Source organism: Dysosmobacter sp. Marseille-Q4140 (genome assembly GCA_018228705.1).
Taxonomy (GTDB): Bacteria; Bacillota; Clostridia; order Oscillospirales; family Oscillospiraceae; genus Oscillibacter.
Window position 1 is genome coordinate 1792265 of sequence record CP073694.1, and the last position, 25042, is coordinate 1817306.

A 25042-nucleotide genomic window follows, 5' to 3' on the forward strand; every position below is an offset into this window, starting at 1 on the left:
GAGGCGCATTTTTGATGGACACACACTCCAAAAAACTGCTGCTGATCTTCAATCCCAAGGCGGGCCGCAGCAAGCCCCGCGGCCCCCTGTTCGATGCGCTGGCGCTTTTGTCCGAAAACGGATACCTGGTCCGCATCCACCGGACCACTGCCGCAGGGGACGCCGCCGAGACCGCCGCCCGGGAGGGCGGGGACTACGACCTGGTGGTGGCCTCCGGCGGAGACGGCACCCTCAACGAGGTGATCTCCGGCCTGTCCCGGCTGGAGCATCCGCCTCTGCTGGGCTATCTGCCCCAGGGCAGCACCAACGACTTCGCCGCCAGCCTCCGCATCCCCGGCGATCCGGAGCAGGCGGCGGCCGCCATTGTGCAGCAGCGGGTCCAGGTGCTGGACATCGGCCGGTGGAACCAGCGATGCTTTGCCTACGTGGCCTCCTTCGGCGCCTTTACCAAGACCTCCTACTCCGCCCCCCAGGCCGCCAAGAACGCCCTGGGCCACTTTGCCTATATCCTGGAGGGCATGAAGGACCTCAACTCTCTGCGTCCCTATCGGGTGAAGATCACTGCCGATGGGGAAACCCTGGACGGTGAGTATCTGTTCGGCGCCGTGTGCAACTCCACCTCCATCGGCGGGCTCATGAAGCTGGACCCGGGCCGGGTGGTGCTGGATGACGGCAAATTCGAACTGCTTCTGATCCCCAACCCCAAAAACGCCATGGACCTGCAGAATCTGGTGATGGATCTGCTGAATCAGAACTACGACGGCCAGGGCCTGATCTTCCGCCACGTCTCCCAGCTCCACCTGGAGACGAAGGAGGACCTGCCCTGGTCCCTGGACGGGGAATATGCCCCCAGCGTCCCCGCCGTGGACATTGTCAACTGCCGGGGCGCCCTGCGGATGCTGCTGTGAAAGAGCTGGATTATCTGCGCCGCCGATACGGCGGCCACCGGCCGGGCCTGCTGGGCGCCCGGCACAGCTACGCGGTCCTCTGTCCCCTGGTGGAGCGGGACGGAGCGCTGCACCTGCTGTTCGAGGTCCGGGCCGCCGGACTGCGCCAGCAGGGGGAGGTGTGCTTCCCCGGCGGGCGGATGGAGGCCGGCGAGACCGTGGAGCAGTGCGCCCTGCGGGAGACGGCGGAGGAGCTGGCCATCCCGCCGGAGCAGGTGACGGTGCTGGGTACCCCGGACTTCATCTGCAACCAGCGGGGATTCCTGCTCCAGCCGGTGCTGGGACTGGTGTCCCCCGCCGGATTTGCCGCCATGTCCCCCTCCCCGGCGGAGGTGGCGGAGGCCTTTACCGCCCCCCTGGATTTCTTCCGCCAGACCCCGCCGGAGGTCTACACCTACGACCTGGCCCCCCAGGTGCCGTCGGATTTCCCATACGGCCCCGTGGGCATCCCCGCCGACTACCCCTGGGCCCACGGCCGGGTGGAGGTGCCGGTGTGGTACTGGCAGGGCCATGCCGTCTGGGGCATGACCGCCCGGCTGGTCCGGGATTTGATCCGGACCGAACAGATTTGAAAAAACAGACGGGAGCCCGCGCCTTTCTGGCGCGGGCTCCCGTTTGCGTTTGTGTTATCGCAGCAGCAGCCGCAGATACCCGGCATACAGCCCCAACAGTGCAGCCCCCTGCCAGCGGTGAAAGCGGCCGGTCAGCAGCGGCGGCGCAACCGCCGCCGCGCACAGCGCCAGGCAGGCCGGCAGGTCCAGCCCCGTGGTCTGGGGGCCGATCAGAAGGCTCCCGCCGGAGACGGCGGCGCAGGCCGGCAGGATCAGCGCCAGGTCGATGATGTTGGCGCCCACGATGTTCCCAACGGACAGAGCCGTCTCCCGCCGGGCCACCGCCGTCAGCGTGGTGACCAGCTCCGGAAGCGACGTGCCCACGGCCACCACCGTGGAGCCCACCACCCCGGCGGGCACCCCCAGCAGCAGGGCCAGGCGGCTGCCGTGGGTCACCAGCAGCCGGGAGCCCAAAGCCACGGCGCCGGCGCCCAGGGCGAACAGCCCCAGCTCCCGAACCATCCGGCGGCGGGAGACGGTGCGTCCCTGGGGCATGGTCTGCCGCCGCTGCTCCATGCCCCGCCGGGCCTCCCGGATGCTGCCGGCCAGATAGGCCGCCAGGATGGCCGCCAGAACCAGCCAGCCGGGAAAAGCCAGCTCTCCGCCCCGGCACAGCGCCGCCAGGCACACCGCCGCAGCGGTCATCAGCAGCGCCCTGGGCGCCAGCTGCCGCCGGGCAGCGGTGCCGGGGGCCCACAGAACGCCGATGCCCAAAATCAGTCCCAGGTTGGCCGCCACGGACCCCACGGCGTTGCCCACCGCCAGGTCCCGGGCCCCCCGGAGCACCCCGGTCAGGGACACGGTCAGCTCCGGCAGGGTGGTGGCCAGGGAGACCACCGTGGCGCCAATGAGAAAACGGGGCACGCCGGAGGCCTCCGCCATCCACACGGCCCCGTCCAGGAACCAGTCCCCGCCCTTGACGATCAGCACCAGTCCCGCCAGAAACAGCGCTACGGACACCCACACACCTGTCAACACCGGCACGCTCCCCTCTCCGGCGCCGGTATGGGGCCCGGACGCCTTGTCTGTTAGAGGGTATGCGCCGTCTCACTCAGGAATTCCGGGTCGTAGCCGATATTCTTCTCCAAAATATCCGGCTCTCCTGCCGGGACAAAGCCCCGCCGCCGGAAGAAGGGCAGCTCTGCCGGACCGGCGGTCCGCAGGGCCGACCGGCTCCGGTGCCGGTAATAGGCCACGGCCTGACCCAGCAGCTGGGTGCCGTAGCCCCGGCGGCGGCTGTCCGCGTCGATCCAGAGCAGATCCACCCAGCCCCGGCCGTCCGTCTCCTCCCGCGCCGGGTCAAAGCGCACCAGGCCCACACCCCGGCCGTCCGACAGGCGGCGGCCCACCAGGACCGGCTGCGCCGGGCCGCCCGGCGCGGCCCCGGCCTCCGCCAGGGCCCGGTCCAGCAGCGCCTGCTCCTCCGGCAGACGCAGGGGCTCGAAGTACAGCCCCGGCTCCAGGGCGTTGGCATGGGCGCCGCCGCCCTCGCCGGCCAGGAACTCCGGCGTGCGCAGGTGGCTGTTGTCGTCCCGCCAGAGCACCGCCAGGTGTTCCCCGTCCCCCTGCAGCAGGGACACGGCGGTGTTGTCCCCGTGGGGCGTGGTGCCCAGCTCCTCCAGGGGGATGCCCTGGAGGGTCGCCAGCAGGATGCGGATGGCGCAGCCGTGGCAGAATACCGCCACAGTCTTCCCGTCGTTTTCCGCGGCGATGGCCCGCACCGCCGCCAGGACCCGGTCCCGAACCTGAACCGGGGTCTCAGCCCCCTCCACGTGCCACAGGTGCAGCTGGTGGGTGAAGTACTCCAGCTGCTCCGGGCTCTCCCGGGCGATCTCTCCCCAGGTCTTTTGCTCCCAGACGCCCACGCAGATCTCCCGCAGCGCCGGATCCCGGTGCAGGGGCAGGCCCTTGGGCTTGTAGATGGCGCTGGCGGTGGCGCAGGTACGGTAGAGGTCGCTGGAATAGACAGCGTCGACAGAAATGTCCGCAAAGCGCCGGGCCAGGGCGGCCACCTGCCGCCAGCCCCGGTCGGTGAGGATGCTGTTGTACTGGCCCTGGGCGATCCGGTAGAGATTGCCCTCCGCCTCGGCGTGGCGGATGAGATAGATGCTGGTCATGGTCCCTCCATCGGGGCATGAAGCTGCCCCTTGTTTCATTGTTTTGTTGTATTATACGGCAGACGGCGGAATTTGGCAAACGGCGGGGCGGTTTTTTTCCTCAGGACGCGCCATACTAGCGGTGTGGCGAAAAGGAGTTGAGTGAAGCATGAAGATGTGTGCCGGATTTTGGGTCGGCATGGGCGCCGGGATGATGGCCGGCGCCGCTTTGGGAATGGTGGCGGCCAGCAGCCGGGATCCCATGAAAACGCAGGTTGGAAAAAGCATCCAGAAGCTGGGTCTCGCCGTGGATCACGCTGTGGACAACATCGTTTCCGAAATGCGCTGAAGCGCGCAGGGCGGAGGGCGCAGACCCTCCGCCCTTTTTTCTTGAACTTTTTTCACCTGGGGCTTGACTTTATAAAAACCTCTGCTATAATAATATCGCTGTCGTTTTACAGCAGTTACAATCAAACCGTTTCTTGGTTCTGGACCACATGGAGAAGTCGCCTAGTTGGTCGAGGGCGCATGATTGGAAATCATGTAGGCCCCTAAAGGGTCTCGAGGGTTCGAATCCCTCCTTCTCCGCCACATCGGAGCAAGCGTTGTTTCGCTTGCTCCGATTTATTTTATAAATCTCGGCCCGCTCATTTTGCCGCTTCTTTGCTCTGCAAAATCAAACCGCTTCTCCTGGGTGCGGACTGGTTCAACTCTGTTTACCCGCATTTTTATAAACGAAGGAAACAGCTGCATGGTCGTTCAAAAAACGACCATGCAGCTGTTCGCTTTTTCAAAACACCGCCGCTCGGCTGCGCTTTTATCCGGTTATCCCGAACCAGACAAGCAGGCCGATCCCTACGGCAAAGGCCACGGCGCCCGCTTGCTTGAACGGCCGCTCTCCCCCCTGCTCAAATCGGTAAAAGAACGTGAATGCAATTCCAAAAAACAAAATCGACAAGGTTCCCTTCCACGCGGGATTTCCCTTTGCGATGCAGATGATGGTCAGTATTTCGACCTGTTGACAAAGTAGATCCCCCAGAGCAACGGAAGCAGGCAGTGATAGCAAAAAAGACGCCTCACGGCGTCACACGGTCCATTTGATCATCCGCTTCAGGTTCAATGCGGTCGCTGACAAGAGGCAGTGGTCTTCCGCTGCCTCTCGTCCTCGCCGCAGGAGCCGCCCCAACCTGTGCCCCCACTTCTGTGCTGCAAAAGTCCCCTCGCTCCAGATCTGCCGCTTGCGCAAGGCCCTCTGGTACGTCGGGCTGTCCAACTCCCTCAGATCCTCCCGGATCTCTCTCCAGAAGTAGCTGCGTTCCAGGCGTTTGGCCCGTCCCTTTCCCACGCATTGCTCTTTCAAGGGACAGGCGGCGCAGTCGCTCCTGTCCGCGAAATACACCCAGTGCAGTCCGCCCACGCTGCGGTTGAGGTTCCGCAGCCGCAGCGCCTTTCCGCCGGGACAGGTATAGAGATCGTTCTCCTCATCGTAGAGAAAGGGAGACCCGGGAGCTCCGCCCAGGGCCGCCGCGGAGCGGGGCATGGGCCGGACATAAAAGCGGATGCCGTGGTCCCGCAGCACCCGGTGGAACAGCGGAAGATCGTAGGCCGCATCCGCCACGGCCGCCCGGACGGGGAGGATCTCCCGATGGATATGCTCGATCTGCCTCAGATATGGCACCGCGTCGTTCACTTCCCCGGAGGTCACCGCCACATCCAGGATGATGCCGTGATCGCAGTCCACCGTCTGATGAGACAGATAATGGGGCCCCTTTGGCTTTCCGGGACGGTTCAAGTGCCCCGACTCCGGATCCGTGCGGCTGGCCCATTTCCGGTCGTACCGAAGAGGGCTTTTGACCTGCCTGCTCCGTCCCTTCTGTCTCCGTTTCCTGCCCGTCTTTCCCGCCTGGGTCCTCCGGTCCAGTTCCTCCAGCGCTTCTTCCTCATACGCGTCCAGCCGCTCCCAATACGCCCCCGGCTTCTGCACCGCCTCCACCAGGTGCTCCGAGGCCGGGGACGCGTTTGCCTTCACGTGGGTGGAGTCCGTCGCCACCAGCCGCCCGCTTGCCAGACCTTTGCTCACGCACTGCTCCACCACTTCCTCAAACAGCCGCCGGAACACCTTCCGGAAGGATGGTTTCCGTCTGCGAAGCTGCGAGATGGTGCTGTGATCCGGAACCCGATCCAGCAGATCCAGTCCCAGATACCACCGCAGGGCCACATCGGTCTGGATGCGCTGCTCGATCTGCCGCTCCGACGGGATGCCGTACAGGTATCCCACCAGCAGGTACTTTACCAGCATCACCGGGTCGATGGGTGGCCGGCCGTACCGGCGGCTGTACAGCTTTTCCGTCTCACGATATAGGAAGGAAAGGTCCAGTGCCGCCTCCAATTTTCGAAGGAAGTGTTCCTGGGGCACCAGGTCCTCGATGGTCACCATGTGCAGCTTCAGTTGCATCCACCCCACCTCCGATTCCATTTTACCATGGTTTTCGCCGGTGGGCTACTTTGTCAACAGATCGAGTATTTGGGCAACAGCAGTTACCCACTCCAGCGCATAGCTTCTCGCTTTCGTCTTTATCTGTTCGTCCCGCGCATCTTCACCGGGTCTTTTGTTATGGTCTTTCATATTGCAGCCCCCTAATTCCTGGCGGTTCTTCGGGCAATCCAATCCGCCGGGTGATGGAAAAACAGGACCGCCCTCGGGCGGTCCTGTCTGCTTCCTGAAAACGTCTTACTTCAGGTTGAAGAAGGCCTTCTTGCCGGGATACTGAGCGGCGTCGCCGCGTCGGCGCAAAGTCCGCTCCCCCTCGGGACGCCCGTGTTCGGGCATCCCTCGCTCCGCTCCCTTGCCCCTCCTTTCCCCATCCGGCCCGCTCCGCTGGGCCCGGATGGGGGCCCCGGAGCTGGGCGACAGGGAAAAGCAGGACCGCCCGAGGGCGGTCCTGTCTGCTTCCTGGAAATGTCTTACTTCAGGTTGAAGAAGGCCTTCTTGCCGGGATACTGAGCGGCGTCGCCCAGCTCCTCCTCGATGCGCAGCAGCTGGTTGTACTTGGCCACGCGGTCGGTGCGGCTGGGAGCGCCGGTCTTGATCTGACCGGCGTTCAGGGCCACGGCGATGTCGGCGATGGTGGCGTCCTCGGTCTCGCCGGAGCGGTGAGAGACGATGGCGGTGTAGCCGGCACGGTTGGCCATCTGGATGGCGTCCAGGGTCTCGGTCAGGGTGCCGATCTGGTTGACCTTGATCAGGATGGAGTTGGCAACGCCCTTCTCAATGCCGGTGGCCAGGCGCTCCACGTTGGTGACGAACAGGTCGTCGCCCACCAGCTGGACGCGGCTGCCGATGGCCTTGGTCAGCATGGCCCAGCCCTCCCAGTCGGTCTCGGCCATGCCGTCCTCCAGGGAGATGATGGGATAGTTGTCGGCGAACTTCTTCCACATGTTCACCAGCTGCTGCTGGGTCAGCTTGCGGCCGGACTTGGGCTGGATATAGAGCTTCTGCTCCTCATCCCACCACTCGGAAGAAGCGGCGTCAATGGCGATCATGAAGTCCTCGCCGGGCTTGTAGCCAGCCTTCTCCACGGCGGCCACGATGACCTTCAGGGCGTCCTCGTCCTTCTTCAGGTTGGGGGCGTAGCCGCCCTCGTCGCCCACGCCGGCGGCGGGGGTGCCGTTCTCCTTCAGGACGGTCTTGAGGGCGTGGAACACCTCGGCGCAGCGGCGCAGGGCCTCCCGGAAGGAGGGGGCGGAGACGGGCATGATCATGAACTCCTGGATCTCCACGTTGTTGGTGGCGTGGGCGCCGCCGTTGAGGATGTTCATCATGGGAACGGGCAGCTGCTTGGCGTTGACGCCGCCAATATAGTTGTACAGGCTGGTGCCCAGGCTCTCGGCAGCGGCCTTGGCGCAGGCCAGGGAGGCGCCCAGGATGGCGTTGGCGCCCAAGCGGGACTTGTTGGGGGTGCCGTCCAGCTCGATCATGGCCTTGTCGATGGCCACCTGGTCCAGCACGTTCATGCCGATCAGGCACTCGGCGATCTCGGTGTTGACGTTCTTCACGGCGTTCTCCACGCCCTTGCCGTTGTAGCGGCCCTTGTCGCCGTCCCGCAGCTCGCAGGCCTCATAGATGCCGGTGGAGGCGCCGGAGGGCACGGCGGCGCGGCCCATGGTGCCGTCCTCCAGGTACACCTCGACCTCAACGGTGGGGTTGCCGCGGCTGTCCAGGATCTCCCGGCCCAGGACGTCGACGATCTCAAGAATTTGTTTCATGACACACTGCTCCTTTTGTGATTGATTGACAAAAAATCGGGAAAGCGGCCCGCAGGCCCCCTTCTCGGCAGGAAAGCCCGTGGATTTTACCTGCCTATTATATCGGTAAACGATTACCTTGTCAAGCGAGAGGCTCCGGACCCATCCCTGCTTTTCCTCTCAAATTTTGGGACGGTTTCCTGTGGAAATTGCCAAAAACCGCAGCTTTTCCCCGGAACAGATAAAAAACGCCGCCCCGGCAGGCGCCGGGGCGGCGAAGGGAGTGCAGTCTGCTTACAGCACGTTCATCAGGTTGAAGGCCAGGATCAATCCGGAGAACACGATGGACACGGTAGAGCACAGCTTGATGAGGATGTTCAGGGACGGGCCGGAGGTATCCTTGAAGGGATCGCCCACGGTGTCGCCCACGACAGCGGCCTTGTGCTGCTCGGAGCCCTTGCCGCCGTGGTGGCCGCCCTCGATGTATTTCTTGGCGTTGTCCCAGGCGCCGCCGGCGTTGGACATGAACACAGCCATGGCGAAGCCGGTGACGGACACGCCGCCCAGCAGACCCACCACGCCGGTGGGGCCAAGGATCAAACCGGTGGCCAGAGGCACGATGATGGCCAGCAGAGCGGGGGCGACCATCTCATGCAGGGCGCCCTTGGTGCACAGGGCCACGCAGGAGGCGTAGTCGGGATCGGCCTTGTACTCCATAATGCCGGCGATCTCCTTGAACTGACGGCGGACCTCCACCACGATGGACTGGGCCGCCTTCTGCACCGCGCTCATGGTGAAGGCGGAGAAGACGAAGGTCAGCATGGCGCCGATGAACATACCGACCAGAACGGTGGGGCTGGTCAGGGTGAAGTTCAGCGTCTCGGTGGTGTTCTCCTGGACGATGTTGACGTAGGAGACCAGCAGGGCCAGAGCAGTCAGGGAGGCGGAGCCGATGGCGAAGCCCTTGCCGGTGGCGGCGGTGGTGTTGCCCAGGGAGTCCAGAGCGTCGGTGCGCTCGCGGACCTCTTCCGGCAGGCCGCTCATCTCGGCGATGCCGCCGGCGTTGTCGGCCACGGGGCCGTAGGCGTCGGTGGCCAGGGTGATGCCCAGGGTGGACAGCATGCCCACGCCGGCGATGCCGATGCCGTACAGGCCCTTGTTGAAGGCCTCGGTGAAGGCGCCGGAACCGTCCACGATGACGGTGGAGCCGCCGGCGCAGAAGTAGCTCAGCAGCACGGCCACAGCCACGATCAGGATGGAGGTCATGGTGGACTTGAGGCCCAGGGAGATACCGCCAATGATGATAGTGGCGGAGCCGGTCTCAGAGGCGGCCGCCAGCTCCTGGGTGGGCTTGTAGGTGTCGGAGGTGTAGTACTCGGTGAAGTAGCCGATGGCGCAGCCGCCGATCAGGCCGCAGAGGATGGCCACATACACGCCCATATGGCCGTCCAGGATGAAATAGGTCAGAGGCGCCGCCAGGATGGCTGCCAGGATGGCGGCGGTGTACGTACCGGTGCGCAGGCTCTTAAGCAGGGACTCCTGGGAGGCGTTCTCCTTGGTCTTGACCAGGAAGGAGCCGATGATGGAGCAGATGATGCCGGTCACAGCCAGGGCCACCGGCAGCAGCAGGCCGCCCCAGCCGTAGCCGCCCACAGCGCCCAGCGCGAAGGTGGCCAGAATGGAGCCCACATAGGACTCGTACAGGTCGGCGCCCATGCCGGCCACGTCGCCCACGTTGTCGCCCACGTTGTCGGCGATGGTGGCGGGGTTGCGGGGATCGTCCTCGGGGATGCCGGCCTCGACCTTGCCCACAAGGTCGGCGCCCACGTCGGCGGCCTTGGTGTAGATGCCGCCGCCCACACGGGCGAACAGCGCCATGAAGGAGGCGCCCATGCCGTTCATGACCATGATGTTGCCCAGCTGGATGGGATCCTCCACGCCGAAGCCGTAGCGCAGGATGAAGAACCAGAGGGTGATGTCCAGCATGCCCAGGCCCACCACGGTGAAGCCCATGACGGAGCCGGAGGAGAAAGCCACCCGCAGGCCCTTGTTCAGGCTCTCGGAGGCGGCCTGCGCGGTGCGGGCATTGGAGTTGGTGGCGATCTTCATGCCGATGAAGCCCGCCAGCATGGACCAGATGCCGCCGGTGAGGAAGGCGAAGGGAGTGAACTGGGAGAGCATCTTTCCGCCGGAGCCGAAGGCGATGACCAGCAGAATGATGAACACCACCACAAAGACCTTTGCAACGGTTGTGTATTGATGCTTGAGGTATGCATTGGCGCCCTCTCTTATGGACGCCGCGATCTTGCGCATTTTCTCGTTGCCTTCAGAGTAGGACATGACTTTGCTTTGCTGCAATTTGGCGAATGCGAGGGCGATGACGGCGCCCACGAACCCGATCCAGAACAGGCTTTGGATTTGCATTTTTCTCCACTCCTTTTTGTGTTGTACAGTGCTTAATCATTCTAGCACATGCAAAGGTTTTTTCAAGTAACCTTCACGTATTTTTTTACGCAAACGTTGTAATTTTTACGTTTTAACCAAAAAAATTCAGAGAAAACTAGCAATTTTCTTCCCAAGTCCATGCAAATTTTCGTGTTTTTTGCGATTTTATAGCGCAAAAAATAGCATTTTCTCTACAAAAACAGCAGGTCAGAAACAGTGGTTTCCGGCCTGCTGCCGCGGTCCGCAAATTTTGCACATGTTTTTTATAAAATTTGCGTTAATTTTTGCGTATTCAATACACCATCTGGAAGTCGGTGAACACCCAGCTGCCCTCCACAAACTCATAGGGGAAGGAATAGGTCTCCACGCCGATGACGGCATTGCGGGCGCTGTCCAGCAGTTCCACGCTCACCTCCACGGAATAGGCGCCCTCGCTCTCCTGCTCTACGGAAATCTCCACAGCCCCCTTGCCGCTGTCCCTGTCTCTGCCCGGGCCAGTGCCGTCAAAGGCGTACAGCGCGCCATCCACATCCCGGTACACCGGGTAGTCACCCTGCTCCAGCAGCCGCTCCGTCAGTTCCGGGGAAAACACCACTCTCAGGTAAGTCCGCAGATCAGCCATGTCCTCAATGCCGGGATAATCCACCTTCCGGTAGAGCCGCCCGTCCACGATCTCCTGTTCCGGCCCGCAGGGCAGCGGAGCCAGCTCAAACCAGCCGTATGCCGTCATGGCCCGTTCATAGGCGCTGAGTACCTCCATCTGCGTCAGAGGACGCGGCTCCTCCTCCACCAGGGCCGCCCCCAGCGTCTCCTGCTCTGAAGATCCCCTCTCCGCCGCATCGGCGGCGGAGGGCGCGCCGCAGCCGGTCAAAACCAGCAGCATCAGCAGCGCCAGCAGCGCACTCCGTTTTTTCATCCGCACTCTCTCCTTTTGCGGCGGGCCTCCCCCCGCCTCCCGCTCCAACGGGAAATCATACGTTTTATCTAAATTGAGCGTATCATATTTTCCCGTAAAATTCCACGTTTTTTTCCATTTTTCCGGCAAATTTTCCCCCGGCTTTTCCGGGCCGGGCAAGAAAAAAGCCGCCCGGTGTCACCGGGCGGCGGGGTCGCGGATATCCTTATCGTCAAACGGTCTGTAAGACCGGAAAGCAGCCGGATACAAACGGCCGGAAAAAAGAAAAAACCCACGCCCTACGGCGTGGCCTCGTCTTCCGGTCTTTTACCGCTCACTGGAATTCCACTGGGAATCCATGAAAATCAGATCGTCCACGTCTCCGGGCGCGATCCACTCCATATTCAGCATCGGCGTCCCTCCCTTCTTTCGTTTTATGTAAACACAGTATAGCACGGGCATCTGCGGTTGTCAAGGGTTTTATCGGCAGTTTATATAAAACAGATGTTAATTTTTTGTGTACTTTTTATTTTGCACGGCCTTGAGTGCCCTTCCGTCTGCCGATATAATACATAGTACGAATAATTAGTGGTGTGAATTACTCTGAGAGGAGGGAGCGCGCATGTCCACCGACGCCCTGCGCCATCAGCTGATTGCGTCTTTGCGGAGCATTTATGATCTGGAGGCCTTCGGCGCCCTGGCCGATCTGCTCCAGGGGGAGTCCCTGGCCCTGACCTTTTTGCTGGAGCACCGGGGACAGGAGGTGTTTCCTTCTGACCTGAGCCGGGAGCTGCACCTGTCCCGGTCCCGGATCACCGGAGCCCTGACCTCCCTGGCCCGGAAGGGGCTGGTGTCCACCCATCACTCCCAGGCGGATCGCCGCCGGGTCCAGGTGTCCATCACCGACCAGGGAGCGGAGCAGATTGCCGGCAAGCTGGAGCGGATGGAGGCCTATTTCGATAAGATGCTGGACGGACTGGGCGAGGATGACGCCAGGACCCTCATTGCCCTGATCCACCGGTGTGTGGAGGTGATGGGACAATGACCGACGCCTTCGTCTCTTTTGAAAATGTGTCTAAGGTCTACCGCACCGGCGAGGTGGAGATCCGGGCGGCGGACAGTGTGACCTTTTCCGTCCGCAAGGGGGAGTTTGTCATCATCGTGGGGCCCTCCGGCGCCGGCAAGACCACGGTGCTGAACATGCTGGGGGGCATGGACGCCTGCTCCGGCGGCACCATCACTGTGGACGGAGCGGTCATCAGCGGCTATAACGCCAGGCAGCTCACCGGCTACCGCCGCCATGACATCGGCTTCGTGTTCCAGTTCTACAACCTGGTCCAGAACCTGACGGCTCTGGAGAACGTGGAGCTGGCGGCTCAGATCTGCCGGGACCCCCTGGACGCCGCCACGGTGCTGGACGAGGTGGGCCTTTCCGACCGGAAGGACAACTTCCCCGCCCAGCTCTCCGGCGGCGAGCAGCAGCGGGTGGCCATCGCCCGGGCCCTGGCGAAAAACCCCAAGCTCCTTTTGTGTGACGAGCCCACCGGCGCCCTGGACTATCAGACCGGCAAGGCCATTTTGAAGCTGCTCCAGGACACCTGCCGTGAAAAGGGCGTGACGGTCATCGTCATCACTCACAACAGCGCCCTGACCCCCATGGCGGACCGGGTGATCCGCATCCGCAACGGTACCGTGGCCGAGGAGATCCTCCAGGACCATCCCACGCCGGTGGAGCAGATCGAGTGGTGAGCCGGGCCGGCGGTCTCCCTGTTTTTTCTGTATGATCCATTTTGCGCAAGAGAGGCGGTGAGCGGGTGAAAGCCATCCAAAAAGACTTCTGGCGGGAGATCCGGTATACCCGCAGCCGTTTTCTGTCCATTTTGATCCTGGTAGCCCTGGCGGTGGCCTTCCTCTCCGGTCTGCGGTGCACCGCGCCGGACATGAAGAACACCTGCGACAGCTATCTGGACCAGCAGAACTTCATGGACATCCAGGTCCTGTCCACCCTGGGGCTGACGGAGGAGGACCTGGAGGTCCTGTTGGACCAGCCCGGCGTGTCCGGCGGCGAGATCGGCTGGACCGTGGACGCCTACGCCCAGACCCCGGACCTGGACATCGTGGCCAAGGTCCACTCCCTGCCCCAGGAGCTGAACACGATCACCCTCACCGACGGTCGGATGCCCCGGGCGGCGGACGAGTGTGTGGCGGAGGAGCACCTGCTGGAGCTGCTGAATCTGGAGATCGGGGATCAGTTGACCCTGTCTACCTCCGGGGACTACGCCGACGCCCTGGCCGTGGACACCGTCACCGTGGTGGGCGTGGTCATCAGCCCCCTGTACATCAGCGTGGAGCGGGGCACCTCCACCCTGGGCACCGGCCAGGTGGCAGCGTATCTGTACCTGCCCCGGGCCGCCTTCGCCATGGATTACTACACCGCTCTGTACCTGACCGTGGAGGGCGCGGCGGAGACCACCGCCTTTTCAGAGGAATATGACGATCTGGTGGACGGCGTGGTGGACGCGCTGGAGCCTCTAGGCGAGGAGCGGGCGAAGCTGCGCCGGGAGAGCCTGGTGGACGAGGCCACGGAGAAGCTGGACGACGCCCAGGCGGAACTGGACGACGCCAAGGCCGAGGCGGAGCAGGAGCTCGCCGACGCGGAGGCGGAGCTCTCCGACGCCCGGGCCGAGCTGGACGACGGCTGGGCGGAATACTACGACGGACTGGATACCTTCCGCCGGGAGATCGCCGACGCGGAGCAGGAGCTCTCCGACGGCGAGCAGGAACTCGCCGACGCCCTGACGGAGCTGGCCGACGGCGAGGCCGAGTACGCCGACGGCTACCAGGCGTACCTGGACGGCCTGGCGGAGTATGAGGACGGCCTGGCGGAGTATGAGGAAAACAAGAAAAAGGTGGACGACGGCTGGGACGAGTACAACGACGGCCTGGCGGAGTACCGCGCCGGCGAGCGGCAGCTGGATGACGCCTACGGAAAGCTTCAGTCCGGCGAGGCCCAGTATGCCAGCGGCAAGCAGAAGCTGGACGGCTTCGTGACCAGCTTCGTGCTGCCGGGCAGCGGCTACGCCTCCGCCGACGCCCTGTCCCAGGCCCTGCTGGCGGAGAGCAGCGGCACCGGCAGCGCCCATCAGGCGGTGGAGGCCGCCCTGGCGCGGATCAGCGCCCTCAAGACTCTGGCGGAAAACCTGGAGACCCTGGAGGCCTCCCAGGCCCAGCTGACCGGCGCCATCGGTCAGCTGGACGCGCAGATTGAGGCCCTGAAGCAGCAGATCGCCGACCTGGAGGCCCAGGAGGGCGCCGGCGGCTCCGGCGAAGAGGGCGGCTCCGGCCAGGAGGGCGGCTCCGGTGAAGAGGGCGGCTCCGACCAGGAGGGCGAGACGGCTCAGATGCTGTCCATGGCGCTTCTTCACGCCTCCGCCGAGCTGGACGCCCTGCGGGCCCAGCTGGCTCAGCTCCAGGACCAGCGGGACGGCCTCCAGGACCAGCTGGACAAGGTGAACACCAATCTGGCCGCCATCGACGCCGCCATCGCGGCGCAGATGGGCCCTGATGCCACCCGGGACGATGTGAAGGCCGCCTACGCCCAGATCGCCGCCGCGGGGGACCAAATCCCCGCCAGCGCCGAGGCGGTGCGGTCCTCTTATGCCCTGCTGGCCTCCAGCCGGGCCCAGCTGGACAGCGGCTGGTGGGACTACCGGGCGGGCTTGGCGGAGCTGAACGACGCCTGGAAGCAGCTTCAGGAGGCCAAGGCGGAGCTGGACGACGCAGAGGACCAGCTGGCCGACGGAAAGAAGGAGCTGGACAACGCCAAAGCCGAGCTGGACGACGCCCAGGCAGAGCTTGCCGACGGCCGGCAGGAGCTGGACGACGGCTGGGCGGAATACTACGACGGCCTCCAGGAGCTGGAGGATGGAAAGGTGACCCTGGAGGCCGAGCGCGCCGACGGCCAGCGGGAGCTGGACGACGCTCTGGCGGAGCTGCGGGACGGCGAGGCCGAATACGCCGACGGCTACCAGGAGTACCTGGACGGCAAGGCGGAGGCGGAGGAGAAGATCGCCGACGCGGAAAACGAGCTGGCCGACGCCCGGCGGAAGATCGCGGACATCGGCTCCAGCGAGTGGTACATCCTCAGCCGGGACTCCAACCCCGGGTATCTTGGCTTCGGCCAGGACGCGGACCGAATGGGCAATCTGGCCTCTGTGTTCCCGGTGCTGTTCTTCCTGGTGGCGGCGCTGGTGTGCCTGACCACCATGACCCGCATGGTGGACGACCAGCGGGTCCAGATCGGCTGTCTCAAGGCCCTGGGCTACACCCGCTGGACCATCTCCCGCAAGTACCTGGGCTACGGGCTGCTGCCGGCCCTGATCGGCGGCGCGCTGGGCCTAGCCATCGGCTTCACCCTGTTCCCCAAGATGATCTTCACTGCCTATCAGATCATGTACGACGTACCGGACATTGAGCTGACGTTTTACCCCGGCATCAGCGCCGCGGCGGTGGGCGCGGCGGCAGCCTGCACCACCGTCTCCACTCTGGCGGCGTGCCTGGCCTCCCTGGCGGACACCCCGGCGAGCCTCATGCGGCCCCGGGCCCCCAAGGCCGGCAAGCGGGTGCTGCTGGAGTACATCCGCCCCCTGTGGCGGCGGATGAGCTTCAACCACAAGGTCACGGCCCGGAACCTGCTGCGCTATCAGAAGCGGTTCTGGATGACGGTCATCGGCATCGGCGGGTGCACCTCCCTCATCATCGCGGGCTTCGGCATCCGCGCCTCCCTGCTGAGCACCATGAGCCGCCAGTACGAGGAGATCTACCACTACACCGCCCAGGTGGCGGTGGCGGACAACCTGCTGGACACGGAGCGGGAGGCCATCGAAGGCTATCTCTCCGGCAGCGGCGACGTGGTGGCCGCCCTGCCCTGCTACCTGACCAGCGTCACGGCGGAGACGGACACCTACTCCACCACCGCCTATCTGGAGGCGGCGGACCCCGGCCGGATCGGGGACTTTGTGACGCTGCGTACCATGGACGGCGAGCCTTTGACCGTGCCGGAGGACGGCGCCGTCATCGACCAGAAGCTCTCGGAGCTGCTGGACGTGGGCCCCGGGGACTCCATCACCGTGGACGGCGACACCCGGGCGGAGGTCACCGTGGCGGCGGTGACGGAGCACTACCTGGGCCACTTCATCTACCTCTCCCCCGCCTATTACGAGGAGGTGTTCGGCGAGGACTACCGGGAGACCGCCTATCTGCTGACCCTGACCGGCAGCGACCAGGCGCTGTGCGACGCGGTGTTCTCGGACCTGATGAGCCTCCAGGGGGTCCAGTCCGCCACCCGCATGGAGACCACCCGGGACACCTACCTCAGTTCCATGGAGCGGATCGACTTCGTGGTGGTCATCGTGATCCTCTCCGCCGCGGCGTTGGCCATGGTGGTGCTCTATAACCTCAGCAACATCAATATCACCGAGCGCAAGCGGGAGCTGGCCACCATCCGGGTGCTGGGCTTCTACGACCGGGAGGTCTCCGCCTACGTCAACCGGGAGAACGTTGTGCTGACGGCGGTGGGTATCGTCCTGGGCTGCGTGCTGGGCCACTTCCTCCACGTATGGCTGGTGAAGTCCGTGGAGATCGACCTGATGATGTTCGGCCGGGACACAGACCCCACGGCCTATGTCTGGGCGGCGCTGCTGACGGCGCTGTTCTCGGCGGCGGTGAGCCTGCTGGCCCACCGGAAGATGAAGGGCATCGACATGGTGGAATCCCTGAAAAGTGCGGAATAAACCGCACTCCCGACACTTCTTTGTATATTTTTTCTCTCGCCAGGAGAGGCTCTCCTATGGTATAATGTCAGCCGTGCCGGTTTCGGCACGGCTGACATGTTTTTTTGCCCGCCGGGCGCAGGACGCCCCGGCTTTCAAGGAGGGCCCCGTTCCATGGAAAAGCATACCAAAAAACATCCCCTCCGGCGTCTGGCCGTCCTGGCGGCACTGGCGGCAGCCCTGGTGCTGTTCGCCCGGTGGGAGAACACCTCGCTGGAGGTGGACCGCTTCGCCCCGGCGTTTTCCGATCTGCCCGCGGGCTTTGACGGCTGCCGCATCGTGGTCCTCAGCGATCTCCACGGCGCCGAATTCGGCGAGGACAACGCCGACCTCTTCGAGACGGTGGCGGAGCAGGCGCCGGAATATATCTTCTACCTGGGGGACCTGGAGGACAAATACCGCGGCCCGGAGCCGGGCTACGCCGAGACGGTGGCCGCGGGCCTTTCCGCCATCGCCCCCACCTACTACGTCACCGGCAACCACGAGTGGGCCATCGGGGACGTGCCGGAGCTGAAGGAGCGGCTGGAGGCCCAGGGCGTCACCGTCCTCTCCAACAGCTTCGTGACGCTGGAGCGGAACGGGGACACGGTGGTCCTGGCCGGGATCGACGACCCCAACGGCTACGCTGACCAAAAGCCCCCGGAGACGGTGGCGGCGGAGGTGTACGCCGCCTGCGGCGATCCCTTCTGGATGCTGCTGGCCCACCGCAACGACCACTTTGAAGCGCAGTACAGCCTGCTGGGCGCGGACCTGGTCCTCTCCGGCCACGGCCACGGCGGTATCATCCGCCTGCCCTTCACCGACGGCCTGCTCTCCACAGACCGGACCCTCTTCCCCTCCTATACGGCGGGGCTCTACGAGGCAAACGGCTCCGCCTTGTTCGTCACCCGGGGCCTGGGCAACTCCGGTCCCTCCTTCCGTCTCTTCAACCGGCCGGAGGTGGCGGTGGTGACGCTGCACCGGGCTTAAACTTCCCGGCAGGCCTCCTCCAGCTGGAGGCCCAGGGCGATCCCCTGGTAAAAGCAGTAGAGGCCGTACCCCCGGACCGGGTCCTGGCGGAGATATTCCGGCCACTGGCGGGGGTCCGGGCTGGGGATCCAGGCGTGATACAGCAGGTCGATGATGTCGGGAATCTCGTTGGGATAACGCATGGGCTGATACCTCCCACGACATAAGTTGATCGAACCATTTTATACACTCGAGTGTGCTGTTAACGCTACTACACTATACACTCGAGTGTATGTCAAGAGGTGGGCAATCTGTTCTCTGAGAAGATCCGCGCGCTCCGGAAGGAGCGCAAACTCTCCCAGGCAGCTGTCGGGGAGCAGGTGGGAATGTCCATGCGGGGCTACCAGGACCTGGAGCTGGGCGCCAAGCCCACCTTCGACAATCTCCTGCACATCGCCGACTTCTACGACGTCTCCGTGGACTGGCTCATGGACCGCACGGACGATCCCCACGCACACCGCTGAAAGGAAATCCGCTTTATGACCGAATTCCAGGCCGGACAATTTGATATCGCCGTCATCGGCGCCGGACACGCCGGCATCGAGGCGGCTCTCGCCGCCGCCCGGCTGGGGATGGAGACCATCGTCTTTACCATCAACCTGGACGCCGTGGGCAACATGCCCTGCAACCCCGCCATCGGCGGCACCGGCAAGGGCCACCTGGTCCGGGAGCTGGACGCCCTGGGCGGCGAGATGGCCCGGGCCGCGGACGCCTGCTGCATCCAGTACCGCCTGCTGAACAAGGGCAAGGGCCCCGCCGTGTGGTCCCTCCGGGCCCAGGCGGACCGGCGGCGCTACCAGGCGTACATGAAGTACGCCCTGGAGCGGCAGGAACACCTGTCCGTCCGCCAGGGAGAGGTGGTGGAGATCCGGACGGAAAACGGCGCGGTCAGCGCCGTGGTCCTCTCCACCGGGGCGGTGTTCGCCGTCCGGGCGGTGATCCTGGCCACAGGCACCTACCTCTCCGGCCGGACCATCGTGGGCGAGTGCGTGGAGGACTCCGGCCCCGACGGGATGCACGCCGCCGGGCGGCTGACGGAGTCCCTCAAGGCCCTGGGCCTGCCCCTGCGCCGGTTCAAGACCGGCACGCCGCCCCGGGTCCTCCGCCGCAGCGTGGACTTTGACGAAATGGAACTGCAGGAGGGGGACGCGCTGCCGGTGCCCTTCTCCTACGCCACAGCGGACCCGCCGGAGAACCGGGCGGTGTGCTATCTCACCTGGACCACGGAGGAGACCCGCCGCATCGTCCAGGAGAATCTGGACCGCTCGCCTCTCTACGGCGGCGTCATCGAGGGCGTGGGCCCCCGGTACTGCCCCTCCTTTGAGACCAAGATCGTCCGCTTTCCGGACAAGCTCCGCCACCAGCTGTTCGTGGAGCCCATGGGGCTGGACACGGAGGAGCTCTATATCCAGGGCTTCTCCTCCTCCATGCCGGAGGAGGTGCAGCTGCAGATGCTCCACAGCGTGCCGGGCCTCACCCACGCGGAGATGACCCGGCCCGCCTACGCCATCGAGTACGAGTGCATCGACCCCCTGGCTCTGAAACCTACCCTGGAGATCAAGGCCGTGCCCGGCCTTTACGGCGCCGGACAGTTCAACGGCTCCTCCGGCTACGAGGAGGCCGCTGTCCAGGGCTTCTGCGCCGGGGTCAACGCCGTGCGGAAGCTCCGGGGGGAGTCCCCCTTCGTCCTCTCCCGGTCGGAGAGCTACATCGGCACCCTCATCGACGATCTGGTCACCAAGGGCACCAATGAGCCCTACCGGATCATGACCTCCCGCAGCGAGTACCGGCTCCTGCTCCGCCAGGACAACGCCGACCAGCGCCTCACCCGCCGGGGCTATGACATCGGCCTGGTCAGCCGGGAGCGTCTGGCGCAGGTGGAGGAAAAGTACGCCGCCGTGGACCGGGAGATCGCCCGGCTGACTCACACCGGCGCCGCTCCCTCGGCGGCCCTGACCGCTTTGCTGACGGAGCGGGGCACGTCGGACGCCCCCGACGGCTGCCCCCTGGTGGCTCTGCTGCGGCGGCCCCAGCTCCACTATGCCGATCTGGCCCCCTTCGACCCCGGCCGGCCGGACCTGCCGCCGGACGTAAGGGAACAGGTGGAGATCTCCGTGAAGTACGAGGGCTACATCCGTCGCCAGCAAAAGCAGGTGGAGGACTTCCGCCGCATGGAGTCCCGGAAGCTGCCGCCGGACCTGGACTACAACGCCATCTCCGGTCTGCGGCTGGAGGCCCGGGAAAAGCTCTCCGCCGTCCGCCCGGCGGACATCGGCCAGGCCGGCCGCATCAGCGGCGTCAGCCCCGCGGACATGGCGGCGCTGATGATCTGGCTGGAAAAATAAGCCCCCCTCTTTTCGTCGCTTTCCCGGCGGAGCTGCCCGCCGGTTTCGGGGCGCCCCCCTCCGGGCCGCCTCCCGCCAGCAAACTGCTGAGCCAAAATCCCCCACAAGGAAGGAATGTCCTATGATCATTGACCTCACCCACACCATTACGCCGGAGATGCCCGTCTATCCCGGCACGGTCCCTCCCGTTCTGGAGAGCGCCGGCACTCTGGCCAACCGGGGCTGGCGGGAGACGCGCCTCGCCATCTCCTCCCACAGCGGCACCCACATGGACGCCCCCGCCCACATCCTGGCGGACGGCTCCACCCTGGATCAGCTCCCCCCCTCCCAGTTTTACGGCCGGGCGGTGGCGCTGGACGTGACCCATCTGGAAGGGGGCGTCATCACCGCCGACTATCTGCGCGCCCAGAACGGCACCCTGCGCACGGCGGACTTTGCCCTCTTTTACACCGGCTGGGAGCAGCGCTGGAACACGGAGGCCTTCTTTGAGGACACCTTCCCGGTGCTGGACGCGGAGGCGGCCAAGTATCTGGTCTCCTGCGGGCTCAAGGGCGTGGGCACCGACGCCTTCGGCGTGGACCGGCTGGCCAGCGGCGACCTGGCCGCCCACAAGATCCTGCTGCGGGGCGGTCTGGTGATTTTGGAGAACCTGTGTTTGAAAAAGGTGGTGGGCCGGACAGACTTCATGCTGATGGCCCTGCCGCTGAAGTACGAGCACGCCGACGGCGCCCCGGTCCGGGCGGTGGCCCAGCTGGGCGGGGACCCTTTTGAAAAGGAGATGGAGCAGGCGTGAGAGCGTTTTTCGCCATCCTGGTATGCAAGCTGGGCCGCTTGGCCGGCAAGCTGGTGGGCAAGGGCAGCTCCCTGCCCGGCAAGTTCGCCCTGAAGATCTGTCCGGACATCCTCCGCCGGGTACAGCTGCCCGCTGCCGTCATCGCCGTCACCGGCTCCAACGGCAAGACCTCCACCGTGGAGATGATCGCCGCCGTGCTGCGCGATGCCGGCAAGACCGTGGTCTACAACGCCGAGGGCTCCAACCAGATCGAGGGCGTCACCACCACGGTGCTGACCCACGCCACCCTGGGCGGCAAGGTCCGCTCCGACGTGCTGCTGATCGAGTCCGATGAGCGCTACGCCGCCCACAGCTTCCGCTACTTCCACCCCACCCACTTCGTCGTCACCAACCTCTACCGGGACCAGCTGACCCGCAACGGCCACCCGGAGTGGGTCTACGACGCCCTCCTGCCCGCCATCCACCCGGAGACGGAGCTGGTCCTCAACGCCGACGATCCCCTGTCCTCCTGCTTTGCCCGGGGACATGAGAAGGTCCGCTGGTTCGGCCTGGACCGCTGCCCCAGCGACCGGGACGCCCCCGGCGGCGTGTACCACGACGGCGCCTGCTGCCCCGTGTGCGGCGGGCCCATGACCTATGACTTCGTCCACTACAACCACATCGGCGCCTATCGCTGCGCCAAGTGCGGCCACCACCGCCCTGAGCGGACGGACTTCACCGCCACGGCCCTGGACCTGACCGGCGGCACCTTGACCCTGGACGGGCAGTACACCGTCTCCCTGGCCTTCCGCAGCATCTACAACGTCTACAACATCCTGGCGGCCTACGCCGCCTGCCGCCTGGCGGGGGTGGACGGGGAGACCATCGTCCACACGGTCAGCAACTACATCCTGAAAAACGGCCGGATGCAGACCTTCACCCTGGGCGGCCGCCACGGCACGCTCCTGACCAGCAAGCACGAGAACTCCATCGCCTACGACACCAACCTCCGCTACATCCGCCAGGAGGCCAAGGCCCCCTGCACCGTGCTGGTGATCGTGGACGCGGTGAGCCGCAAGTACTTCACCAGCGAGACCAGCTGGCTGTGGGACATCGACTTCGACCTTCTGAACTGCCCCCAGGTGGAGAAGGTCATCCTCTCCGGCCGGTACTGCAACGACCTGGCGGAGCGGTTCAGCTTCACCGGCCTGCCCCGGGAGGCGTGGCAGGTCTGCCCCGGCATCCCGGAGGCTGCGGAGCAGCTGGCGTCCCAGGGCAGCGGGGAGCTGTACGTGGTCACCTGCTTCTCCGACCGGGACAAGCTGCTGGACCTGCCCGCCGTGAAAAAGGAGGCGCTGTGACATGGACGTGAAGATCATCCACTTCTACCCCGATCTCATGAACCTCTACGGCAGCTATGCCAACGTCAGCGCGGTCAGGCGGCTGCTGGAGCGGCTGGGCCACACCGTCGCCGTGGAGACCGTGGCGCCGGGTCAGGACGCCGCCCTCTCCGGCGCGGACTTCCTCTTCATGGGCGCCGGCACCGAGCGGCGGCAGGGATTCGCCCAGGCGGACTTTGCCCGCTTCGGCGCCGACGTGAAGGCCCTGGCCGCGGACGGCTGCGCCATGCTCTTCGCCGGCACCGCCATGGAGCTGCTGGGCGCCTCCGTCACCGACGCCGCCGGTACGGTCCGTCCCGGCATCGGCCTGGCGGAATTCACCGCCGTCCAGGGCAAGCAGCGGTTCGTGGAGGACGTCTACGGCCATACGGACCTGTTTCCTGAGCCGGTGGTGGGCTTCATGAACAAGTGCGCCAACATCTCCGGCGTGGAGACGCCGCTGCTGACCGCCCTGGACCTGGGCTACGGCAACGAGGCGGAAAAGGGGCCGGAGGGCTTCCGCCGGGACAACGTGTTCGCCTCGGAGCTGACGGGGCCCATCCTGCTTAAAAACCCCAAGCTCCTGGAGACGGTGGTGTCCGCCATCCTCCGCCGCCGGGGCGCGCCGGAGCCGGAGACCTGGCCCCTGGACGCCTGGACGGAGCAGGGCTACGCCATCACGGAAGAGCAGCTGCGGCTGCGCTGCGGCAAATAAAATGACCCGGGCGGGGCATTTGCCCCGCCCGATTTGTTTTGGCTGCAAGGACCTTACGCCTCCAGCAGTTCCGCAAACCGCCAGAGGATCACGGCCGTCTGGCCCCGGAGGGCGCCGCCCTGGGGCAGCAGGTCTCCCTCCGCCGTGCCCTGAAGCAGGCCGGCCTTCACCGCCCAGCCCAGGGGCTCCACGGCGTAGGCCGATACCTGGTGGGCGTCCCGGTAACCGGAGAGATCCGCCGGTCGGACCATGGCGATCTCCGCCCAGTCGGCGTACCGCCACAGCATCGCCGCCAGCTGCTGGCGGGACACCGGCAGATGGGGCCGAAAGGTGCCGTCGGCATAGCCGGTGACGATGCCCGTCTCCGCCGCCCAGGAGGCGGCAGGGCCGTAATAGGCGCTGGCGGACACGTCGGAAAAGGGTGCTCCCGCCGTCTCCGGCTCTCCCGCCAGCCGGTACAAAATGGCGGCGGCCATGCCCCGGCTGACGCTGCCGCCGGGAGAGAACAGGCCGTTTCCGGTGCCCTGCATGAGGCCGGCGGCGGACACCGCCGCCACCGCCTCGGCGTACCAGGCGGACGCCGGCACGTCCCGGAAGGCGCCGCTCTCCGTCCCGGCGCCCCAGGCGGTCCGGGCCGCGGCGACCAGCTCCCCGGCGCTGTCCTGGGACAGCTCCCAGAAGCCGATGCCGCCCAGGGAGCGGTCCCGGGCCAGACGGGCCTTGGCGGCTATGGAGACGGGATCGTCATAGGAGATGAACGTCCGCTGACCGTAGAGCCAGGGCACCTGAGCGGTCGCGTGGCGCAGCTGCCGGTAGGTGCTGCTGCTCAGATAGGTGCTCTTCAGTGCGTCGTAGGTGACGGACCGGGCGGAGGTGAAGGTGCTGTTCAGGCCGCTGTCCGCGGAGGAGACGCCCTGGTATATGTACCCGTACAGGGGCATCCCCAGCACCAACTTCTCCGCCGCCACGCCCCGGCTCAGCCAGGCGTCCACCGCGCTGTCCACGCTGGAGGTACCGTACAGGGGCGCGTTGAACCCGGAGCGGCTGCTCCAGGGGCCGGCGAAGTCGTAGGTCATCAGGAAGATGTGGTCCACCACCTCCGCCACTGCCTGGGGCTGGATGTTGTTCAGATACCAGCTGCCGGTGGCGCCGGCCACGGTGAGCCGGTAGTCCCGGCCGTCCTTCTGTGCCTGCCGGTCCAGCTTCTGGCGGATGGCCTTGAGCAGCAGGGTGAAGTTCTCCCGGTCCTGGGGCCGGTGGATAACCCCGGCGCCGCCGGAGACCGGATACTCCCAGTCCAGGTCCACCCCGTCCAGGTCGTGGGCCAGGATCAATTCCAGGCAGCTCTGGGCGAAGGTCTCCCGCCGGGCGGCGGTGGAAGCCACGTCAGAAAAGTAGGTGGAGTGGTCCCAGCCGCCCACCGACAGCACGATCTTCAGCGCCGGGTCCTTTTTCCGCAGGGCCGTCAGGCCCGCCAGGTTCTTCCGGTCCCGGGCGGCGTCCTCCAGCACCAGTTTGCCGGTGGCGCCGTCGATGGCGGCAAAGGCGTAGTTGATCTGGGTAAACCGGCCCGCCGGGATCTTCTCCGGGCCGTAGCCCCGGGCAGCGGCCCAGGCGGCATAGTAGCCCACCACCTCCCCCGCAGTCTCCGCGGCGGCGGCCCCGGCGGGCTTCAGACCCGTCAGGGTCCCGATCAGACAGAGGGCCAGCAGCCACGCCGCCGCCCGTTTGATCCGTGGGTGGTTCATGGTAT

21 protein-coding genes and 1 tRNA gene are annotated in these 25042 nt (G+C 65.4%); 14 read left to right on the top strand and 8 right to left on the bottom strand.

Annotated elements, in window-relative coordinates:
• Nucleotides 1-14: 14 nt before the first annotated feature.
• Together KFE19_09055 and KFE19_09060 are read left to right on the top strand one after the other, a co-directional pair.
• Complete coding sequence (locus KFE19_09055) at nucleotides 15-908, top strand: diacylglycerol kinase family lipid kinase (protein ID QUO39579.1); 894 nt, start codon at nucleotides 15-17, stop codon at nucleotides 906-908.
• Between the two features lie 5 nt (nucleotides 909-913).
• Complete coding sequence (locus KFE19_09060) at nucleotides 914-1519, top strand: CoA pyrophosphatase (protein ID QUO39580.1); 606 nt, start codon at nucleotides 914-916, stop codon at nucleotides 1517-1519.
• Nucleotides 1520-1573: 54 nt separating this feature from the next.
• Here the strand turns inward: KFE19_09060 and KFE19_09065 are convergent, their stop codons facing one another.
• Together KFE19_09065 and KFE19_09070 are read right to left on the bottom strand one after the other, a co-directional pair.
• Complete coding sequence (locus KFE19_09065) at nucleotides 1574-2542, bottom strand: calcium/sodium antiporter (protein ID QUO36586.1); 969 nt, start codon at nucleotides 2540-2542, stop codon at nucleotides 1574-1576.
• A gap of 44 nt (nucleotides 2543-2586) precedes the next feature.
• Nucleotides 2587-3675, bottom strand: a complete 1089-nt coding sequence (locus KFE19_09070; GenBank protein QUO36587.1) for a GNAT family N-acetyltransferase — start codon at nucleotides 3673-3675, stop codon at nucleotides 2587-2589.
• A 148-nt stretch (nucleotides 3676-3823) separates the two neighbouring features.
• On the opposite strand from KFE19_09070, the gene KFE19_09075 reads away from it, so the two are divergent.
• The 3 genes from KFE19_09075 to KFE19_09085 all read left to right on the top strand — a co-directional run bounded on the left by KFE19_09075 (nucleotide 3824) and on the right by KFE19_09085 (nucleotide 4684).
• Nucleotides 3824-4003: a hypothetical protein gene (locus KFE19_09075; GenBank protein ID QUO36588.1), complete on the top strand. Its 180-nt coding sequence runs from the start codon at nucleotides 3824-3826 to the stop codon at nucleotides 4001-4003.
• 150 nt (nucleotides 4004-4153) lie between these two features.
• Nucleotides 4154-4245: transfer RNA gene (locus KFE19_09080), tRNA-Ser, on the top strand.
• Nucleotides 4246-4405: 160 nt separating this feature from the next.
• Nucleotides 4406-4684, top strand: coding sequence for a hypothetical protein (locus KFE19_09085; protein ID QUO36589.1), 279 nt, complete (start codon nucleotides 4406-4408; stop codon nucleotides 4682-4684).
• Nucleotides 4685-4738: 54 nt separating this feature from the next.
• Here KFE19_09085 and KFE19_09090 read toward each other — a convergent pair whose 3' ends face one another.
• The 4 genes from KFE19_09090 to KFE19_09105 all read right to left on the bottom strand — a co-directional run bounded on the left by KFE19_09090 (nucleotide 4739) and on the right by KFE19_09105 (nucleotide 11260).
• Entirely contained in the window at nucleotides 4739-6130 is a 1392-nt protein-coding gene (locus KFE19_09090; protein QUO36590.1) for an IS1182 family transposase, read from the bottom strand.
• Between the two features lie 488 nt (nucleotides 6131-6618).
• Nucleotides 6619-7920 carry a phosphopyruvate hydratase gene (eno, locus tag KFE19_09095; protein ID QUO36591.1) on the bottom strand — a complete coding sequence of 434 codons (1302 nt, stop codon included), beginning with the start codon at nucleotides 7918-7920 and terminating at the stop codon, nucleotides 6619-6621.
• Between the two features lie 273 nt (nucleotides 7921-8193).
• Nucleotides 8194-10317, bottom strand: coding sequence for a sodium-translocating pyrophosphatase (locus KFE19_09100; protein ID QUO39581.1), 2124 nt, complete (start codon nucleotides 10315-10317; stop codon nucleotides 8194-8196).
• Between the two features lie 319 nt (nucleotides 10318-10636).
• Nucleotides 10637-11260, bottom strand: a complete 624-nt coding sequence (locus KFE19_09105; GenBank protein QUO36592.1) for a hypothetical protein — start codon at nucleotides 11258-11260, stop codon at nucleotides 10637-10639.
• Nucleotides 11261-11861: 601 nt separating this feature from the next.
• Here KFE19_09105 and KFE19_09110 point away from each other — a divergent pair.
• The 4 genes from KFE19_09110 (at nucleotide 11862) to KFE19_09125 (ending at nucleotide 18039) form a co-directional block, all read left to right on the top strand.
• Nucleotides 11862-12284: a MarR family transcriptional regulator gene (locus KFE19_09110; protein ID QUO36593.1), complete on the top strand. Its 423-nt coding sequence runs from the start codon at nucleotides 11862-11864 to the stop codon at nucleotides 12282-12284.
• Nucleotides 12281-12988 carry an ABC transporter ATP-binding protein gene (locus tag KFE19_09115; protein QUO36594.1) on the top strand — a complete coding sequence of 236 codons (708 nt, stop codon included), beginning with the start codon at nucleotides 12281-12283 and terminating at the stop codon, nucleotides 12986-12988. Before KFE19_09110 ends, KFE19_09115 begins: the two co-directional genes overlap by 4 nt.
• Before the next feature lie 65 nt (nucleotides 12989-13053).
• The gene (locus KFE19_09120) at nucleotides 13054-17031 is read left to right on the top strand and encodes an ABC transporter permease (protein ID QUO36595.1); all 3978 of its coding nucleotides are present in this window, start codon (nucleotides 13054-13056) and stop codon (nucleotides 17029-17031) included.
• A 153-nt stretch (nucleotides 17032-17184) separates the two neighbouring features.
• Nucleotides 17185-18039: a metallophosphoesterase gene (locus KFE19_09125; protein ID QUO36596.1), complete on the top strand. Its 855-nt coding sequence runs from the start codon at nucleotides 17185-17187 to the stop codon at nucleotides 18037-18039.
• Here the strand turns inward: KFE19_09125 and KFE19_09130 are convergent.
• On the bottom strand, nucleotides 18036-18221 hold the full coding sequence (locus tag KFE19_09130; GenBank protein QUO36597.1) for a hypothetical protein: 186 nt from the start codon (nucleotides 18219-18221) through the stop codon (nucleotides 18036-18038). The two genes, KFE19_09125 and KFE19_09130, sit on opposite strands and share 4 nt — an antisense overlap.
• 99 nt (nucleotides 18222-18320) lie before the next feature.
• Here KFE19_09130 and KFE19_09135 point away from each other — a divergent pair, with 99 nt between their 5' ends.
• From KFE19_09135 to KFE19_09155, 5 genes are all read left to right on the top strand, one after another.
• Nucleotides 18321-18542: a helix-turn-helix transcriptional regulator gene (locus KFE19_09135; protein ID QUO36598.1), complete on the top strand. Its 222-nt coding sequence runs from the start codon at nucleotides 18321-18323 to the stop codon at nucleotides 18540-18542.
• A 15-nt stretch (nucleotides 18543-18557) separates the two neighbouring features.
• The gene (mnmG, locus tag KFE19_09140; protein ID QUO36599.1) at nucleotides 18558-20423 is read left to right on the top strand and encodes a tRNA uridine-5-carboxymethylaminomethyl(34) synthesis enzyme MnmG; all 1866 of its coding nucleotides are present in this window, start codon (nucleotides 18558-18560) and stop codon (nucleotides 20421-20423) included.
• Nucleotides 20424-20544: 121 nt separating this feature from the next.
• A complete protein-coding gene (locus tag KFE19_09145; protein QUO36600.1) occupies nucleotides 20545-21216 on the top strand; it encodes a cyclase family protein in 672 nt (223 codons plus the stop codon).
• Nucleotides 21213-22556 (top strand): DUF1727 domain-containing protein, encoded by a 1344-nt coding sequence (locus KFE19_09150; protein ID QUO36601.1) that lies wholly within the window; start codon nucleotides 21213-21215, stop codon nucleotides 22554-22556. The genes KFE19_09145 and KFE19_09150 overlap by 4 nt, the downstream gene beginning before the upstream one ends.
• Before the next feature lies 1 nt (nucleotide 22557).
• Nucleotides 22558-23289 carry a hypothetical protein gene (locus KFE19_09155; GenBank protein QUO36602.1) on the top strand — a complete coding sequence of 244 codons (732 nt, stop codon included), beginning with the start codon at nucleotides 22558-22560 and terminating at the stop codon, nucleotides 23287-23289.
• 53 nt (nucleotides 23290-23342) lie between these two features.
• Here KFE19_09155 and KFE19_09160 read toward each other — a convergent pair whose 3' ends face one another.
• Nucleotides 23343-25037 (bottom strand): S-layer homology domain-containing protein, encoded by a 1695-nt coding sequence (locus KFE19_09160; GenBank protein ID QUO36603.1) that lies wholly within the window; start codon nucleotides 25035-25037, stop codon nucleotides 23343-23345.
• Between the last annotated feature and the right edge of the window lie 5 nt (nucleotides 25038-25042).

What these genes read in the sequence shown, in the direction of transcription:
- KFE19_09055 (QUO39579.1), top strand. Translation starts at nt 15, where the DNA reads ATGGACACACACTCCAAAAAACTGCTGCTGATCTTCAATCCCAAGGCG.
- KFE19_09070 (QUO36587.1), bottom strand. Translation starts at nt 3,675, where the DNA reads ATGACCAGCATCTATCTCATCCGCCACGCCGAGGCGGAGGGCAATCTC.
- KFE19_09075 (QUO36588.1), top strand. Translation starts at nt 3,824, where the DNA reads ATGAAGATGTGTGCCGGATTTTGGGTCGGCATGGGCGCCGGGATGATG.
- KFE19_09085 (QUO36589.1), top strand. Translation starts at nt 4,406, where the DNA reads ATGGTCGTTCAAAAAACGACCATGCAGCTGTTCGCTTTTTCAAAACAC.
- KFE19_09090 (QUO36590.1), bottom strand. Translation starts at nt 6,130, where the DNA reads ATGGAATCGGAGGTGGGGTGGATGCAACTGAAGCTGCACATGGTGACC.
- eno (QUO36591.1), bottom strand. Translation starts at nt 7,920, where the DNA reads ATGAAACAAATTCTTGAGATCGTCGACGTCCTGGGCCGGGAGATCCTG.
- KFE19_09105 (QUO36592.1), bottom strand. Translation starts at nt 11,260, where the DNA reads ATGAAAAAACGGAGTGCGCTGCTGGCGCTGCTGATGCTGCTGGTTTTG.
- KFE19_09110 (QUO36593.1), top strand. Translation starts at nt 11,862, where the DNA reads ATGTCCACCGACGCCCTGCGCCATCAGCTGATTGCGTCTTTGCGGAGC.
- KFE19_09115 (QUO36594.1), top strand. Translation starts at nt 12,281, where the DNA reads ATGACCGACGCCTTCGTCTCTTTTGAAAATGTGTCTAAGGTCTACCGC.
- KFE19_09125 (QUO36596.1), top strand. Translation starts at nt 17,185, where the DNA reads ATGGAAAAGCATACCAAAAAACATCCCCTCCGGCGTCTGGCCGTCCTG.
- KFE19_09130 (QUO36597.1), bottom strand. Translation starts at nt 18,221, where the DNA reads ATGCGTTATCCCAACGAGATTCCCGACATCATCGACCTGCTGTATCAC.
- mnmG (QUO36599.1), top strand. Translation starts at nt 18,558, where the DNA reads ATGACCGAATTCCAGGCCGGACAATTTGATATCGCCGTCATCGGCGCC.
- KFE19_09145 (QUO36600.1), top strand. Translation starts at nt 20,545, where the DNA reads ATGATCATTGACCTCACCCACACCATTACGCCGGAGATGCCCGTCTAT.
- KFE19_09155 (QUO36602.1), top strand. Translation starts at nt 22,558, where the DNA reads ATGGACGTGAAGATCATCCACTTCTACCCCGATCTCATGAACCTCTAC.
- KFE19_09160 (QUO36603.1), bottom strand. Translation starts at nt 25,037, where the DNA reads ATGAACCACCCACGGATCAAACGGGCGGCGGCGTGGCTGCTGGCCCTC.